The organism is Nocardia sp. CA-290969 (assembly GCF_050936135.1).
Taxonomy (GTDB): Bacteria; Actinomycetota; Actinomycetes; order Mycobacteriales; family Mycobacteriaceae; genus Nocardia.
This window is the reverse complement of sequence record NZ_JBNJNJ010000001.1, coordinates 5,990,220-6,006,403: the sequence shown is the minus strand read 5'-3', so window position 1 is coordinate 6,006,403 and position 16,184 is coordinate 5,990,220. Positions and strand designations below refer to the sequence as shown.

At 69.2% G+C, this 16,184-nt stretch carries 16 protein-coding genes; 11 read left to right on the top strand and 5 right to left on the bottom strand.

Features of this window, described 5'->3' with window-relative positions:
- The first annotated feature begins 5 nt into the window (after positions 1-5).
- From ACQEVO_RS27275 to ACQEVO_RS27265, 3 genes are all read left to right on the top strand, one after another.
- Positions 6-380, top strand: a complete 375-nt coding sequence (locus tag ACQEVO_RS27275; protein ID WP_033244145.1) for a DUF742 domain-containing protein — start codon at positions 6-8, stop codon at positions 378-380.
- Positions 361-963 carry a GTP-binding protein gene (locus ACQEVO_RS27270; protein ID WP_280402740.1) on the top strand — a complete coding sequence of 201 codons (603 nt, stop codon included), beginning with the start codon at positions 361-363 and terminating at the stop codon, positions 961-963. The genes ACQEVO_RS27275 and ACQEVO_RS27270 overlap by 20 nt, the downstream gene beginning before the upstream one ends.
- Before the next feature lie 72 nt (positions 964-1,035).
- The gene (locus ACQEVO_RS27265) at positions 1,036-2,808 is read left to right on the top strand and encodes a carboxyl transferase domain-containing protein (RefSeq protein WP_432918883.1); all 1,773 of its coding nucleotides are present in this window, start codon (positions 1,036-1,038) and stop codon (positions 2,806-2,808) included.
- A 246-nt stretch (positions 2,809-3,054) separates the two neighbouring features.
- On the opposite strand, the gene ACQEVO_RS27260 is transcribed toward ACQEVO_RS27265, so the two are convergent.
- Positions 3,055-3,603 (bottom strand): hypothetical protein, encoded by a 549-nt coding sequence (locus ACQEVO_RS27260; protein ID WP_432918880.1) that lies wholly within the window; start codon positions 3,601-3,603, stop codon positions 3,055-3,057.
- A complete protein-coding gene (locus ACQEVO_RS27255; protein WP_432918877.1) occupies positions 3,600-3,887 on the bottom strand; it encodes a helix-turn-helix transcriptional regulator in 288 nt (95 codons plus the stop codon). Before ACQEVO_RS27255 ends, ACQEVO_RS27260 begins: the two co-directional genes overlap by 4 nt.
- Positions 3,888-3,978: 91 nt before the next feature.
- Between ACQEVO_RS27255 and ACQEVO_RS27250 the strand changes: the two genes are divergently transcribed.
- From ACQEVO_RS27250 to ACQEVO_RS27225, 6 genes are all read left to right on the top strand, one after another.
- Positions 3,979-4,836: an aldo/keto reductase gene (locus ACQEVO_RS27250; RefSeq protein WP_432918874.1), complete on the top strand. Its 858-nt coding sequence runs from the start codon at positions 3,979-3,981 to the stop codon at positions 4,834-4,836.
- A 147-nt stretch (positions 4,837-4,983) separates the two neighbouring features.
- Entirely contained in the window at positions 4,984-5,709 is a 726-nt protein-coding gene (locus tag ACQEVO_RS27245; protein ID WP_432918871.1) for an enoyl-CoA hydratase, read from the top strand.
- Positions 5,709-6,854: an MBL fold metallo-hydrolase gene (locus tag ACQEVO_RS27240; RefSeq protein WP_432918868.1), complete on the top strand. Its 1,146-nt coding sequence runs from the start codon at positions 5,709-5,711 to the stop codon at positions 6,852-6,854. Before ACQEVO_RS27245 ends, ACQEVO_RS27240 begins: the two co-directional genes overlap by 1 nt.
- 34 nt (positions 6,855-6,888) lie before the next feature.
- A complete protein-coding gene (locus ACQEVO_RS27235) occupies positions 6,889-7,128 on the top strand; it encodes an antitoxin (RefSeq protein WP_432918865.1) in 240 nt (79 codons plus the stop codon).
- A 50-nt stretch (positions 7,129-7,178) separates the two neighbouring features.
- A complete protein-coding gene (locus tag ACQEVO_RS27230) occupies positions 7,179-9,401 on the top strand; it encodes an ATP-dependent DNA ligase (RefSeq protein ID WP_432918862.1) in 2,223 nt (740 codons plus the stop codon).
- A gap of 86 nt (positions 9,402-9,487) precedes the next feature.
- Complete coding sequence (locus tag ACQEVO_RS27225) at positions 9,488-9,670, top strand: antitoxin (protein ID WP_063062680.1); 183 nt, start codon at positions 9,488-9,490, stop codon at positions 9,668-9,670.
- A 131-nt stretch (positions 9,671-9,801) separates the two neighbouring features.
- Here ACQEVO_RS27225 and ACQEVO_RS27220 read toward each other — a convergent pair whose 3' ends face one another.
- Positions 9,802-10,536: a CbiQ family ECF transporter T component gene (locus tag ACQEVO_RS27220; RefSeq protein ID WP_432918858.1), complete on the bottom strand. Its 735-nt coding sequence runs from the start codon at positions 10,534-10,536 to the stop codon at positions 9,802-9,804.
- Positions 10,533-12,716 (bottom strand): ABC transporter ATP-binding protein, encoded by a 2,184-nt coding sequence (locus ACQEVO_RS27215; RefSeq protein ID WP_432918855.1) that lies wholly within the window; start codon positions 12,714-12,716, stop codon positions 10,533-10,535. Before ACQEVO_RS27215 ends, ACQEVO_RS27220 begins: the two co-directional genes overlap by 4 nt.
- Before the next feature lie 53 nt (positions 12,717-12,769).
- On the opposite strand from ACQEVO_RS27215, the gene ACQEVO_RS27210 reads away from it, so the two are divergent.
- Both ACQEVO_RS27210 and ACQEVO_RS27205 read left to right on the top strand, forming a co-directional pair.
- On the top strand, positions 12,770-13,711 hold the full coding sequence (locus tag ACQEVO_RS27210; protein ID WP_432918852.1) for a cation diffusion facilitator family transporter: 942 nt from the start codon (positions 12,770-12,772) through the stop codon (positions 13,709-13,711).
- A gap of 41 nt (positions 13,712-13,752) precedes the next feature.
- Positions 13,753-14,805 carry an AraC family transcriptional regulator gene (locus ACQEVO_RS27205; RefSeq protein WP_432918849.1) on the top strand — a complete coding sequence of 351 codons (1,053 nt, stop codon included), beginning with the start codon at positions 13,753-13,755 and terminating at the stop codon, positions 14,803-14,805.
- 41 nt (positions 14,806-14,846) lie between these two features.
- Here the strand turns inward: ACQEVO_RS27205 and ACQEVO_RS27200 are convergent, their stop codons facing one another.
- The gene (locus ACQEVO_RS27200; protein WP_432918846.1) at positions 14,847-15,623 is read right to left on the bottom strand and encodes a metallophosphoesterase; all 777 of its coding nucleotides are present in this window, start codon (positions 15,621-15,623) and stop codon (positions 14,847-14,849) included.
- Positions 15,624-16,184: the final 561 nt, after the last annotated feature.

Genomic DNA, 16,184 nt, shown 5'->3' with positions numbered 1-16,184 from the left:
GTGGGATGGACATAGAAGATCACCGCGTGGGAGGCTCCGAGCCCAGTCTCGTGCGTCCGTACTCGCTGACCGCCGGTCGTACCAGACCGAAGGTGGAGCTGGCGCTCGAAGCTCTCGTCGCGTCCCATCCCATACCGCTCGAACGCCAGTACGAACTGAGCAATATCGAGAATTCGATAGTCGAGCTGTGCAGGGAGTCGCCGTCGGTCGCCGAACTAGCGGCGCGACTGGGTATACCGATCGGGGTGGCGCGTGTACTTGTAGCGGACCTGATCGAAGCCGGGCATGTCCGCGTTTCGGCGACTTTGAAAGACGATTCCAGCGACGATGAACGTCGCGAGCTGATCGAAAGGGTTCTCAGTGGACTCCGGCGTATATGATTCGACGGCGCAGGTCGATACCCGCAGTAGTAAGCCGACTTCGGCGAAGATCGTGGTCGCGGGCGGGTTCGGCGTGGGCAAAACGACGCTGGTGGGGGCAGTTTCGGAAATCGTCCCGTTGAGAACAGAGGCCCTGGTGACCAACGCCAGTGCCGGGATCGACAGTCTCGCGGGTATCGAGAGCAAATCCACCACCACGGTGGCCATGGACTTCGGCCGGATCAGCCTGGCCGACGATCTGGTGCTGTACCTCTTCGGCACCCCGGGCCAGTACCGCTTCTGGTTCATGTGGGACGACCTGATCCGGGGCGCCATCGGTGCGGTGGTGCTGATCGATACCCGCCGGCTGGAGGACAGCTTCGCGGCGGTCGACTACTTCGAGGCACGTAACCTGCCGTTCCTCGTCGCGCTGAACCAGTTCGACGACGCCCCGCAGTATCCGATCGAGGATATCCGCCAGGCGCTGGCCGTTCCCGCCGATGTGCCGATCATGCCGATCGACGCGCGGCGCCGGGAACCGGCCAAGGAGGCGCTGGTGCGGCTCACCGAGTACGCCTTGCAGAAGGTCACCCGCGGTTACTGATCCGGTGCCCGTCATACTGGCCGGTGTGCCGGTGTGGACGATCAGGGTGCCGGGCGGTCCGGCGCGATTCGGATGACGAGGCGAGCACGCCGGATCGGTGCCCGCGCGCTACTCGACGCACTGCTCGATCCGGGAACGTTCGTGAGCTGGGATGCGCCACCGATCGCGGTGGCGCGCTCGGCCGCCTACCGCTCCGCGCTGACCGATGCGGCCGCCGCGGCGGGCACCGACGAGGCCGTCCTCACCGGCGAAGGCCGGCTGCGGGAGCGGCGTATCGCGGTGATCGCGTGTGAGTTCGCGTTCCTTGCGGGTTCGGTGGGCGTCGCGGCCGCCGAACGGATCGCCGGTGCCGTCGAACGGGCGACCGCGGAAGGTCTGCCGCTGGTCGTTTCACCGACCTCCGGTGGTACCCGGATGCAGGAGGGCACGCTCGCCTTCGTGCAGATGGTGAAGATCGCCGGGGCGGTGGCCGCGCACAAATCGGCCGGTCACCCGTATGTGGTGTACCTGCGCAACCCGACCATGGGCGGGGTTTTCGCGTCGTGGGGGTCGCTCGGGCATATCACTTTCGCCGAACCCGGTGCCCTCATCGGTTTTCTCGGTCCCCGCGTGTACGAGGCGCTGTACGGGCACCCGTTTCCGCCCGGCGTGCAGACTGCGGAGAACCTGTATCGCAGCGGGGTCATCGACGGGGTCGTCGAGGTGGCGGTCTTCCGGCGAATCGCCCACCGGGCACTCAGCGTGTTCAGCGGGGTCCCGGAGGAGCCCGCCCCGGCGGTCGCGGGCCATCGCACCGATATCGAACCGGCCTCGCCCACCGCGTCGGTGCGGCACCGCGCCGCAGAGGCAGCGGTGGCCGGCGGCGGTGGCGGTACGCCGGCCACCTCGGCTGCCCTGGGCAGTACCGATACCGATCCGTCCACTCGGCGCGAGAACGGCAACGAGGCCTCGGCGATCCCGCGGCCGGCGCTGCCCCGCGATATCCCGGCAGCGGCGGAAGGCGCTGCGGCTTCGGCGGTTTCACCTTCCGCCACTGCCCGGAGCTTCGGTGCTCGCCCGGCCGTGGGTGCGCAACCGTCGCAAGCATGGGATTCGGTGCTGATCTCGCGGCGGGCCGACCGGCCGGGTATCCGCGAACTTCTGCGCCGGTCCACCCAGCGGGTGCCGCTGAGCGGGACCGGTCAGGGCGAAACGGACCGGACCGTGGTGCTCGCGCTGGCCAGATTCCGGGGCCGCCCGTGCGTGGTGTTCGGACATGATCGCGCGCACCAGGATCCCGAGCACACCATGGGTCCGGCCGCGCTACGGTCGGCCCGGCGCAGTATGCAGCTCGCCGCCGAACTGCGGCTGCCGCTGGTGCTGGTGATCGACACCATCGGAGCGGCGCTCTCCAAGGAAGCCGAGGAGCGCGGACTCGCGCCCGAAATCGCCCGCTGTATAGCCGATCTGGTGACTCTCGATACGCCGACCGTTTCGGTGTTACTGGGACAGGGAACCGGTGGTGGCGCGCTCGCCCTGCTGCCCGCCGACCGGGTCCTGGCCGCCACTCACGGCTGGCTGGCTCCGCTGCCGCCCGAAGGGGCGAGCGCGATCGTATACCGCGACACCGAACACGCCCCGGAACTGGCCACGCGCCAGCGGATCCGGTCGGCGGATCTGCTGGCCGACGGAATCGTGGACCGTATCGTGCCCGAATACCCCGATGCCGCCGAAGAACCGGACGATTTCGCGCACCGGATGGTCACCGCTGTCGCCGGGGAACTCGGCGAACTCGCCGCGCAGCCGCCGGAGCGGTTACGCGAGAGCCGCCACCGCCGCTATCGCCGGCTCGGCCTGCCGGACTGAACATTCGGGCGACTCCCGGACGGCAAACCATCCTCCGGCCGCAGGGCCGGAGCAGCTTCGAACGCCGACCGGAACGCGGTCGCCTGCTGGTGCATTACTTCGGTCGGCGGTTGGCGGCTCGGGTGGAACGGCGCCGGCGACCTGGATCGGCGGCCGTGCGAGCCCGAGGGGCGGGCGGTCGGTGGAACCGGCGGCCGATTGTGTACGGCGTAACCGGCTATGGCGCGGAGCCGGGCGAGGTGCCGTTCACGCCTCGGGTTCCGGGTCGAGTTTCGACCAGGCCAGGATCATGGCCGGGGCGCAGCCGCCGGCCAGCAGGGTGGCCAGGATCATGACTCCGCCCGCGTAGGCGGTGCGGAACGCATCGGCCGCGGGGAAGATCGCGCCGCTCCACACCAGGTACATCATCGGGAAAACGCAGAGCGCCTGGGTGATGGTGAGGCCGATCGAGCGGGCGGTATCGCGCTGCGCCACCTCCAGTTCGTCCAGGGTTTCGGCGGGAGCGCTGTCCTGTGCCATGGAGACGATCCGCAGCATGGTCCAGGAAGGCAGGAACAGCAGCGCGCACAGCCCGGCGAACAGTGCCGCCCATTCGAGGCCGAAAGCACACAGGACCCCGGTGACGAACAGGACGGTGAGCGCGGTGGCGACGGTGATCACCAGGGCGCGGCGGCGGTTGCGGGTGCGCCAGCGCGGCAGCATTCCGGCGAGCTGCTGCTCCCGGGCCAGCCAGCGGCGGACCCGGTAGGCCTGGTAGCGGTCGAGCAGGGTGGTGGGTTCGGTGGCTGCGGTCATGACAGCGTTCCTTTCTCGCGGGGGTAGACCTCGGCCGACAGCGGGGTGAATTCGGTGCGGGCGAACACCGCTTCCACCGGTAGCCCGAATACCTCGCAGATCCGGAAGGCGAGGTCCAGGCTCGGGTAGTGGTCGCCCCGTTCGAGGGCGCCGATGGTCTGGGGATTGACGTTCACCGCCGCCGCCAGCGCGGCCCGCGACATTCGATGTTCCGCGCGCAGCACCGCGATCCGGTTGAAAATCGGTAGCGTTTCCCCGCGTCTCACTGGGCTCACACAACACATTGTTGGGAAAACACAACAAACTGTCAAGGCAGTTCGGACACGAGACCGGTATTCGTTGACCTGCTGCCGAACCGCTCCTACCGTCGAGGCGGTGACCACCAAACGTGAGATCGGTGTAGTTCCCCCCATCGTGCTCAACGACGGGAGCCTGATTCCGCAGCTCGGATTCGGGGTCTTCCAGGTTCCGCCGGATCAGGTGTTCGATACCGTCACCGCCGCGCTGCGCGCCGGGTACCGCAGTATCGACACCGCCGCGGCGTATCAGAACGAAGAGGGCACCGGTCGAGCCATCCGGCAGTTCGGCCTGCCCCGCGATGAAATATTCGTCACCACCAAACTCTGGAACGCCGACCAGGGCTACGACTCGACGCTGCGGGCCTGCGAGGCGAGCCTCGACCGGCTGGGCCTGGACTACCTGGACCTGTACCTGATCCATTGGCCCGTACCCGCCGCGGACAAGTTCGTCGACACCTTCCGCGCCTTTCAGCGGTTGAAGGCCGATGGGCGGGTCCGTTCCATCGGGGTCTCCAACTTCCGGATCGCCGATCTGGACCGGGTGATCGCCGAAACCGGCGAGACGCCCTCGGTCAACCAGATCGAACTGCATCCCAAACTCGTGCAACGGGCACTGCGCGAATATCACGCCGAGCACGCCATCGCGACCGAGGCGTGGAGCCCGCTCGGCCAGGGCACGCTGCTCGACGATCCCGTGGTCACCCGGATCGCCGGCGAGGTGGGCCGCACCCCCGCACAAGTGGTCATCCGCTGGCATCTGCAGCTCGGCAACGTGGTCATTCCGAAGTCGGTGACGCCGGCGCGGATCGAGCAGAATTTCGATGTCTTCGGATTCGAACTCTCCGGCGACCAGATGCGTGCGATCACCGCATTGGACGACGGCACCCGCACCGGCCCGGACCCGGACACGTTCTCGATGGGGCTGGACACCTGAGGCTCTGACCGGCCGCGTTCCCCCGCGTGCCCGGCCGCTCCGACCCGCGTCGTGCTACCTGGGCCTACCCCGGGCTGTGGCAGAGTGGGCAGTAGCGCATCGTTATTGGCTGTTGGATCGGTATTCGTTGAGCGGGGAAGGACACACATGCTCGGGGTCAGCCGCGACGGCGACGTCGTCACCATCGAACTGCAGCGGGCGGAACGGCGTAACGCGCTGAACCTGGACCTGGTGGTCGCACTGCGGGAAGCGTTCTCGAACGCCCGGCTCGACGCCCGGGTGATCGTGGTCACCGGCAGCGGGCCGGTGTTCAGCGCGGGCGCGGATCTGGACGGCGTGTATTCCACCGAATTCCTCGACGCACTACTGGAAATGCTGCACGAGGTCGAGGCGATGCCGGTGCCGGTGATCGCCGCGCTGAACGGGCCCGCGCTGGGTGCGGGGGTGCAGCTGGCCATGGCGGCCGATCTGCGGGTGATGGCGCCCGATTCGTATCTGGCGATTCCGGCGGCGAAACTCGGTATCTCGGTGGATCGCTGGACCACCCGCCGGCTGGTCTCGCTGCTCGGCGGCGGTCCGGCCCGCACCGTCCTGCTCGGGGCCGAGCCGATATCGGCCGCCGATGCTTATACCTTCGGGTTCGCCAACCGGATCGGCACCCTGTCCGACGCCCAGACCTGGGCGAAGTCGATGGCCGAACTCGCCCCGCTGTCGTTGCGTCACCTGAAACTGGAGCTCAACGACGACGGGACCCGGGAGCCGGCGCCCAAGGAGCAGCAGGCCGCCCTGGAGGCAGCATGGAACAGCGAGGACGCCGAGGAAGGCCGGCTGGCCCGCAAGGAGAAGCGCGCACCGAAGTTCGTGGGCCGGTGATGGCGCCGCGCGCACTGTCCGCCGCGGTGGCAGGACTGGCGGGGATGACCGCGCTCGGCTGGGTGCTGCGCGCGCTGGACGGCTTACCGGCGGCGCTCGGTGCCTCGGTATCCGCGATCGCGCCCACCGTTTCCGGAGCTCGCGCCTACCGCAACCGGCAGTTCCACAACACCGAGCCCGCATCGCCGATCGTGGTGCCCGACAACCCGGCCGGGCTGCTGTCGATGGTGAGCGCGATGCGGGCCGGGCGCCCGAAGGGTGCGGTGCCGCTGGCCGCGCCGGAACAGCCGCCGGCCGCCGCGGATCTCGCCGTCACCTGGTTCGGGCATGCCAGCGCGTTGATCGAGGTCGACGGGTTCCGGGTGCTGACCGATCCGGTCTGGAGCGAGCGGGTTTCGCCGTCCCGCCTGGTGGGCCCGAGTCGTATCCATCCGGTTCCGGTGGCGCTGACGGAGCTGCCGCCGGTGGACGCGGTGGTGATCTCACACGACCACTACGACCATCTCGACGCCGACACCGTGACCTCTCTGGTGGCCACGCAGCGGGCGGTTTTCGTGGTGCCGCTGGGAGTCGGGGCGCATCTGCGACACTGGGGCGTTCCCGAGGCGCGGATCGTCGAATTGGATTGGGGCGGTTCGTATTCGCTGCCCGCGCGCGACGACTCGGACGGTGGGCTGACGATCACCTGTGCCGAGGCGCGCCACTTCTCCGGGCGCGGCCTGGTCCGTAACACCACACTGTGGGCGGGCTGGGCCCTGGCCGGGTCGGCTCATCGGGTCTACTTCGGCGGCGATACCGGTTTCACCAAGGCGTTCGCCGAGACGGGCGCGCAGCGCGGCCCGTTCGATCTGACCTTGCTGCCCATCGGCGCCTACAACCACAGCTGGGCCGATATCCATATGAATCCCGAGGAAGCGGTCCGCGCGCACGCCGACCTCTGCGGCGGCGACCCGGCGCACGGCGTACTGCTGCCGATCCACTGGGCGACCTTCAACCTGGCCCCGCACCCGTGGGACGAGCCGGTCCGGCGGCTGGTGGCCGCGGCCGCGGCCGCCGGTACCGAGATCGTGGTCCCGATGCCCGGGCAGCGGCTCGATATCGGTGATCTCCCGCCGGCGCGCTCCTGGTGGGAGGATATGCAGTGAACACAACCGCCCGGCGACAGGAAGGATTTCGGCAATGAGCTTGATCGACAACCTGAAGAATCTGGCCGGCAAGGGACAGGAAGTGGCGGCCAAGAACTCGGACAAGATCAACCAAGCGGTCGACAAGGCCGGGGATTTCCTCGACCAGAAGACCAAGGGCAAGTACGCGGACAAGATCCAGAAGGGCAAGGAGGCCGCTCGCAAGGTGGTCCCACCCGAGCAGCCGGGTGGCCCCGGGCAGCCGGGTGAGCCGCCGGCGGGTCCGCGGCCGTGATTCGCGCCCGGGTGCCGCGTGGGGTCGGCCGCTTCCGGCGGTGACGGAGCGTGCACCGGGCATTCGGCGGTGAACCTGGGCAGCCGGATATCGAGGTCCGGCTGAGCAACCTCGACAAGGTGCTCTACCCGGCGACCGGTACCACCAAAGGCGAGGTCATCGAGTACTACGCCGAGATCGCCCGGGCCATGCTGCCGCATATCGCCGGCCGGCCGGTCACCCGGAAACGCTGGCCCAACGGTGTCACCGAATCCTCGTTCTTCGAGAAGAACCTGGGCGCGGGTACACCCGGCTGGCTGCCGCGGCGCGCCCAGGAGCACTCCGACCGGGTCGCGCACTACCCGGTGGTCTCGTCGCAGGCCGGGCTGGTGTGGCTGGGGCAGCAGGCGGCGCTGGAGATCCATGTGCCGCAGTGGCGGTTCGATGGCGACGCGCGGGGTCCGGCAACTCGGCTGGTCTTCGACCTCGATCCCGGCCCCGGCGCCGGCCTGCCCGAATGTGCCCGGGTGGCGCTCGGGGTGCGGGATATGGTCGCCGAGATCGGTATGCGCGCGTATCCGCTCACCAGCGGCAGCAAAGGTATCCACCTGTACGTCCCGCTGGACCGGGCGCTGAGCCCCGGCGGGGCGTCCACGGTGGCCAAACAGGTGGCCACGAATCTGGAGAAACTGCTTCCGGACCTGGTCACCGCCACGATGGCCAAGAAGGTCCGCACGGGTAAGGTGTTCCTGGACTGGAGCCAGAACAACCCGTCCAAGACGACCATCGCCCCGTACTCGCTGCGCGGCCGGGACCAACCGAACGCCGCGGCGCCGCGGACCTGGGCGGAGATCGAAGACGCCGGCGGTCTGCGCCAGCTGCGGTTCGACGAGGTGCTGGAGCGTTATCGCCGCGACGGCGACCTGCTGGCCGGGCTCGATCCGGCCCTGGACGACGCGCTCACGAAATACCGCTCGATGCGCGACCCGGCCCGGACACCGGAGCCCGTGCCGGCGCATTCGCCCACGCCCGGGCCGGGCAACCGCTATGTCGTGCACGAACACCACGCCCGGCGGCTGCACTGGGATGTGCGGCTGGAACGTGACGGGGTCCTGGTGTCGTGGGCGGTGCCCAAGGGTCCACCGGACAGCCCGCGGCAGAACCGGCTCGCCGTGCACACCGAGGACCACCCGCTGGAATACCTGGACTTCCACGGCACGATCCCGGCCGGGGAGTACGGCGGGGGAGAGATGTCGATCTGGGATACCGGCACCTACCGCGCCGAGAAATGGCGCGACGACGAGGTGATCGTGGTTTTCCGGGGCGACCGGCTCGACGGTCGGTACGCCCTGATCCGCACCGAGGGCGACCAGTGGCTGATGCACCTGATGAAGGACCAGCCCGCGCCGCGGGCGGAACTACCGCGCGGCCTCACCCCCATGCTGGCCACCAGCGGCGAGGTGGCCGGGCTACCGGAATCGGACTGGGCGTTCGAACGCAAATGGGACGGTTACCGGATGATCGTCGAAGTGGACGCGGGCGAGCTGCGGTTGCGCAGCCGCGCGGGTAACGACGTCACCGCCCGCTACCCGCAGCTGTCGGTGCTGGCCGAGGATCTGGCCGACCATCAGGTGGTACTCGACGGCGAGCTCATCGTCCGCGGACCGGACGGCGCGGTGAACGTGGCCCTGCTGAAAGCCAACCCGCGGCGCGCCGAGTTCCTGGCCTTCGACCTGCTGTTTCTCGACGGAACCTCGCTGCTGCGCAAACGTTATCGCGATCGGCGCCGAGTTCTCGAGGCGCTCGCCGCGACGACCACCGAACTCCGGGTGCCGCCGCGTTACACAGGGGACGGCACCGAGGCGTTGCGGCGCAGCGAGGAGGAAGGCGCCGAGGGGGTGATCGCCAAACGGCTGGATTCGGTGTATCTGCCCGGCACCCGCGGCCATTCCTGGGTGAAGCATCGGAACTGGCGCACGCAGGAGGTGGTGATCGGCGGTATGCGGCGCAGTAAGGCGCGGCCGTTCGCCTCGCTGCTGGTCGGGATACCCGCCGAGGACGGGCTGGTGTACGCGGGACGGGTCGGCACCGGGTTCGACGAGGCGGGGATGAACGACCTCGCCGCCCGGCTACGCCGGTCGCAGCGCAAGACCACACCGTTCGTCAACGAGATGTCGGCCGAGGAGACCCGGGACGCCGTCTGGGTGACGCCGAAGATCAAAGGCACTGTGCGCTACATGGATTGGACCGACGGCGGCCGCTTCTGGCATCCGGCGTGGCTCGGCGAAGTGTGACAGCCGTCGCCACGGTCGTTCCCCGGTCCGGGTGGAATTCGCTGGGTATCGTTAGCGCCGTAGCGAGTTCGAACGAGGAGCACACGATGGATTTCAAGGGGCTGGCGAACAAAGCGCTGGGTCTGGCGCGCAAGAACGCCGACAAGGTCGATCCGCTGATCGAGAAGGTCGGCGACGCCGTGGACAAGAAAACCGGCGGAAAGTACGCCTCGCAGGTCGACAAGGCGCAGGAAGCCGCCCGCAAAGCAGTGCGCGACCAGAAGAAATAGTGTGCCGGACGGCCGGCGCGAGATTCGAGCGCTGAACTCGGCGTCACTGCCGGGCACGCGTTCGCAACCGCGGTGGCACCCCATATGCCTCGACCGGACTCGGGTCGCGTCCGGGCACGCTCGCCGACGGCTCAGGTGAGCAGTTCGAGGGTGAGCGCTCCGGCGCAGACGACAACGACCACGGCCACGGCCACCACGTCGTTGCGACCCGGGGTGGCCGGGCGTGCGGTGAGCCGGCCCGTGCCGCCGCGGGCGGTGATGGCTTCGCCGAGTTCACCGGCGCGGCGGGTCGATACCGCCATGGTGGCGGTGAGGATATCGATGATCGGGTCGGTGGTCCGGTGCAGCAGCCCGGGTTTCGGGCGTAGCCGGCGGGCGGCGCGCAAGATCCGGATCTCTTCCAGGAGCAGCGGGAGCCCGCGCAGGGTGAGTGCCACCACCACCGCCAGTTCGTCGACCGGTACCCGGAGTTTGCGCAGGGGCCGGCCGAGGGCCGCGAGGGCGGGCGCGATCTCGCTCATCGGGGTGGTCCAGGCGATCAGCATGGACGCCGTCAGCAGGATGAGCCCGAACACCACGATCTGGGCGTAGCGCAGCAGTGCGACCCCCCCGACCGGTGCGCTGATCAGGGCACCGACGCCGATCAACAGCCAGAACGCCCAGGGCAGCCGGGGGACCACGCCCAGCGGCAGGCGCGCGAGGGCCCCGACCGCGATCAGGAACACGATCATGATGCCGAGGATCGGCCAGCTCGGCAGGATCATCAGCAGCACGCTGATCAGGAAGACGCCGATCATCTTGGTACCGGCCCAGAGCCGGTGGATCGGGCTGGCGACCGGGACCTGGCGCAGCAGTACCGTGCTCATCGGGCGCCTCCGTGGTCGATTCCGTGGGCGTCGCCGCGCAGCCGCCAGGCCGTGCCCGGCGCGGGGTGCACCCGGCCGGCCGGCCGGACCGGCGGGATCGGGGTGGTGTCGGCGTCCGGTTCGGGAACCGGGATCCGCGCGGCCTCCGTTTCCGGGATCCGCCCGGCCTGTAGGTGGACCGTGCGGTCGCAGATGGCCGCGACATCCTCGACATCGTGCGAGATGACGATCAGGGTGAGACCCGAATCGCGTAACCGGGCCAGCAACTCGACGATATCGGCGCGGCCCTCCGGGTCCAGGCCGGCCAGCGGTTCGTCGAGTACCACAACCTGCGGATGGCTGGCGACGATCGCGGCCAGGACGACCCGCTTCGCCTGCCCGCCGCTGAGTTCCTCGATGGATCCGGTGGTGAGCGAGCGGTCCAGGCCGACGGCGTCGAGCGCTTTGCCGACGGTGCCCGATCCGGTGCCCTCACCGCCCCAGTCGGCGATCTCCTCGCCGACCGTATGCCGCTGCAGTTGCAGCCGGGAATGCTGGAACGCCAGTTCCACCCGGCCGATCTGTTTGCTGACCGGTTTCCCGGCGAGTTCGCAACGGCCGGTACTGGGCGCGATGAGCCCGGCCATGATCCAGGCCAGGGTCGATTTCCCGGACCCGTTGCCGCCGACCACCAGCAGCGCTTCGCCACGGTGCACCGTGAGATCGATCCCGTGCAGGGCCGGCGCTTCCCACGGTGTGCCGCGGTTGTAGGTGTGCCGGACCCCGCGCAGTTCCAGGATCGGGTCGCCCATGGGGCGGCGGCGCTGCGCACGTACCGGCTTCGGCCAGGCGGGCAACCGGTCTACCATCCGGCCACCGGCCAGATGGACCACGCGATCGGCGGCGGCCGCGTCGGCTTCGTGATGGGTGACCAGGAGGACCGCCATCGGATGCCGTTTCGGCAGTTCGGCCAGGAGCGCGACGAGTTCGCGGCGGCCGTCCGGGTCGATCATGGAGGTCGCTTCGTCGGCGATCAGTAGCGCCGGGCGCCGGGCGAGGGCGGCCGCTACGGCGAGCCGCTGCTGCTGGCCGCCGGAGAGCGTCGCGGTTTCCCGGGCGCTCATCCCGTCCAGCCCGACTTCGCGCAGGAGTTCCTCGATCGGCACCTCGGCCGCCAGGTCGGTGGGCAGTCCCCACACGACGTCGTCGGCGACCAGCACGCCCAGGGTCTGACTTTCCGGGCGCTGGAGTACCAGGGCGGTGCCGCCGAGGTGACCCAGACCGGCCGAGCCGGGCCGGTCCACCGTGCCGGTGGTCGGGGGCAGCCCGGCCAGCAGCCGGGTGAGCGTGGATTTCCCGGACCCGTTGTGCCCGACCACGGCGACGAATTCGCCGACCTCCACCCGCAGGTCGATACCGGCCAGCGCCTCCCCGGTGGCGCCGGGGTAGCGGTAGCCGGCCGCGCGCAGGGTGACCGGGAGCGGGGCGATGGGGCGGTCGTCGGCGGGGGCGTCGAGCCGGTCGGTGCCGGGGAGCCAGGTCAGCCGGTCGAGGACGGAACCGAGCACGAACCAGGAGACGAGTGCGGTGACCACGGTGCCGATCGCGACGGTGGCGCCGATATAGATCCACCACCACTGCAGGACGACCTCGGCAAGGTCCAGGACGCCGCGGCCCAGCGGCGCGAGCTGGGCCTGCCGGGAGGTGAGGTCGGCGAGGCCGGTCGCGGTGTTGCGGATGTTGTCGAAGATCAGGTTGCGGGTGGCGGAGAAGGCCAGCAGGAAACCGACCGAGAACACCGCCCAGGCGAGTCCCGCGAGTACCGAGAGCCCGGTGACGGCGAATATTCCGCCGCGGCGGCGTTTGACCGTGCCGACGATGCCGCCGATCGTCGCGGTGGCGACCATGGCCGTGGCGGCGGTGAGCCCCGCGGCGACGAAGGTAACCAGAGCGGCCGACACCGAGGCCGTGAGCAGGGTGCGGAAGCGGTACCGGTGAGCCAGCAGGCCCATGGGGACCGCCGCGACGAGTTGCAGCGCCGCCGCGAACGGCACCACCGAGCCCACGGTGACGAGTCCGACGGTGGCGCCGCCGAGGACCGCGCCGGTGGCGAGTTCGATGGGCCGCAACGCCGCGCCCCGCGGGTCGCCGGCGGGCGGGTCCGGCGCGCCGGGCCGGGTGGTAGCGGCTTGGTCACTCACGACGTCAAGTCTGCCAGCCCCGCGGCACCACGCGAATCGAAGGTGTTGCAAGCATGCGCATCAACGCATATGTTGTCTGCGTGGGACATGATCATACGCATCGGGTATCACCCGAAAGCGCCTCCGGGAAGTATCTCGGCCGCCTCGCCCTGGCGCTGGCCATCGGCGCGGGATTCATGCTCGTCGAACTCGTGGTCGCGCTGGCCACCGGCTCGCTGGCACTGCTGTCCGACGCCGCCCATATGCTCACCGACGTCGTGGGCATCGCCATGGCGCTCTCGGCGATCGTGCTGGCCCGCAACATCCGGCCCAGCTACAGCCGCACCTTCGGCTACTACCGCGCCGAGGTGATCGCGGCGCTGGCCAACGCCGTACTGCTGTTCGGGGTCGCCGGTTATGTCCTGCTCGAGGCGGTGCGCCGGTTCGGTGAACCCCCCGAGGTGCCCGGCGGGCCGGTGCTGATCGCCGGTGCGATCGGACTGGTGGCCAATATCGCGGCCTTCCTGCTGTTGCGCCGCGGCGCCGAGGAGAGCCTGAACGTCCGGGGCGCCTATCTCGAGGTGCTCGCCGATATGGTCGGGTCGATCGGCGTGCTGATCTCGGCGGCGATCACCCTGACCACCGGCTGGTACTACGCCGATATGGTCGTCGGCGTCGCGATCGGCCTCTGGGTGCTGCCGCGCACCTATCTGCTGGCCCGCCGCGCGCTGCGGATCCTCTTCCAGCACAGCCCGGAAGAACTCGACGTCGAGGCCGTGGCCGCCGAACTGGCCGCGGTGCCCGGGGTCTGCGATGTGCACGATCTGCACGTCTGGACCCTCACCTCCGGAATGGAGGTCGCGTCGGCGCACATCACCACATCGGGATCGGATTCCGGTGACGAGATCCTGCGCGCCGCACAGAAACTGCTCACCGACAAGTTCCATATCGAGCACGCCACCCTGCAGATCGAAACCACCGATACCGCCCGCCGCTGCGCGGAACTGTCCTGGTAGCCCCCGTCGGGGCGATCGAGATATCCGGCCATAATGTCGGCATGGTGCAGCGTCCGTCGGTCGGGGACTGGGATTTCCCGCGTGGAGTCGCCAGTGTCGCGTTGATGGCCGGATACGGCGCCGAACACGGCATTCCCACCGCTGCCCTGCTGCGCGGCACCGACCTCACCGAAGCCCGCCTGCACGACCCCGACGCCCAGATCGACGCGCATACCGAACTGGCGGTGGTCCGCAATCTGGTCCGGCAACTCGACCGTCCCGGCATGGGGATCGAGGTGGGACGCCGCTATCGCATCACCACTTTCGGCATCTTCGGTTTCGCCTGCGTCAGCAGTCCCACGCTGGCCGAGGCCATCGACTTCGCGCTGCGGTACATGGAACTGAGTTTCGCCTTCTGCCTGCCGGTGACGCAGTGGGAGAACGGCGAGTTCGTCGGCCGTATCCTCGACGAATCCGTACCCGCCGATGTCCGGCAGTTCCTGGTGGAACGCGATGTGACCGCCATGCACCAGGTGATGAGCGATCTACTGGGCCGGCACCTGGCACTCGTCCGGGCCGAATTCCGCTTCCCCGAACCGCCGTACGCCGAACTGATCGCCGCCGTCACAGTGGCCCGGCCGCGGTTCGGCCGGCCGGAGAACCTGGTCGCCCTCGATCCCGCGATCCTCGACCAGCCGCTCCCGCAGGCCAACGAGCACACGCTGGCGATCTGCCTGGCACAATGCCGCGATCTGGTGCACCGCCGCCGCGCGCGCACCGGAATCGCCGCGGAGGTGCGGGCCCGGCTGGTCCCGCGCGGCGGGCTGGACGGTTTCACCGCGCCGCCGGGTATCGACGCGGTGGCCGCGGACCTGAACATGAGCACCCGCACCCTGCGCCGTCACCTGGACGCCGCCGGTACCAGCTACCGTGCCCTGCTCGACGAGGTCCGGCAGGCACTGGCGGAGGAAATGCTGACCACCACACCGCTGTCGGTGAGCGATGTGGCGATCCGGCTCGGCTACGCGGAAGCGTCGACCTTCATCTACGCCTTCAAACGCTGGACCGGCGCGACCCCCGCCGCCTACCGGCGCGCCCGGGCCGGACGGTACTGAGCGAATCGGAGCGCCGGCGCACAAACGACCAGCCGCGGCGATCAGTACGGCGACGCGATCCACCCGCCCATCGGGACACTGCGGAAATGCGTGGTCAGCCGGTGATCGTCATCGATCACATGCAGCGCGACCGACGGATCCGGTCCGTAGTCCATCACTCGTTCGGGCGGCGCCAGTTCCCACTCACCACCCAGCACCGAGGCGGTGCTCGGGCCGATGAGCAGCGGCCGGCCCCCGAACGTACTCACACCGGCGGTATGCGCGTGACCGGTCAGCGTGCCGATGATCCGCCGGTCACCCGCGATCACGGCGGCGAGCCGTTGCGGGTCGTCGAGCGCGATCGTGTCCACGATCGGGCTGTGCAGGAAAACCGGTGGATGATGCAGAGCCAGCAGCACCGCGGCATCGGCCGGGGTCGCGGCGAGAGTGCCACGCAACCAGTCGTAGGTCTCCTCGGCCAGCCGGCCACCGGACTGCCCCGGGACACTGGAATCGAGCAGGATCAAGGTCAGATCACCGATCCGGTGGACGAGATTCACCGGATCGTCCGAAGGGGTCCCCGACAGCAGTACCTCCCGGAACGCGGCCCGCTCGTCGTGATTGCCCGGAATGATGAGCACCGGTAGATCCGCCTGCAACGACATCCTGGCCTCGGCATACTGCTCGGGCTTACCGGAATCGGTGATATCGCCGGTCACCACGATCACATCGGGCCGCCGCCGCAGCTCCGCCAGATAAGCCATCACCCGCTGGGCGCGCTCGGTATTACGGGTCCCGAGGTCGAAATGTGTATCGCTGACCTGAGCCACCAGGATCATCGGTGCTCCTGTGTTTTTTGGCGCCGCCTGCGGCGGCGCGGGTTTTGGCCCCCCTTTGTCCCTGCTGTCAGCACTCGACACTCGCGCCTGCGGCGCCTCGCATCGAGCGCTGACAGCAGGGACGGGCCAAAACCTCTCAGGGCCTCGTAAGACTCGGCGCCGCCGTGGTTGCGTTGGGTTTCGGGGTTTTGTGAACCGCTGGGGGCCTCGTAAGACTCGGCGCCGCCGTGGTTGCGTTGGGTTTCGGGGTTTTGTGAACCGCTGGGGGCCTCGTAGGACTTGGCGCCGTCGTGGTTGCGTTGGGTTTCGGGGTTAGGTGGGCCGGCGAGGGCCTCATAGGACTCGGCGCCGTCGCGGGGCAGGTAAGGGCCGGTGAAGTCCGAGGCTTCGAGGGGTCGGCAGGGTTCGGGGTCGCCGCTCGGTCCACCGGGGGCCAAAGCTTCCCGGCTGCGGGATTCGGCGCCGTGGTGGTCCCGTGGGGGCGGGTTCACGTTTCCAGCTTAGGGCAGGCGGCCGGTGAGACCGGCCGCGCTATGAGGTACGCCACGTGAGGGGTGTAGT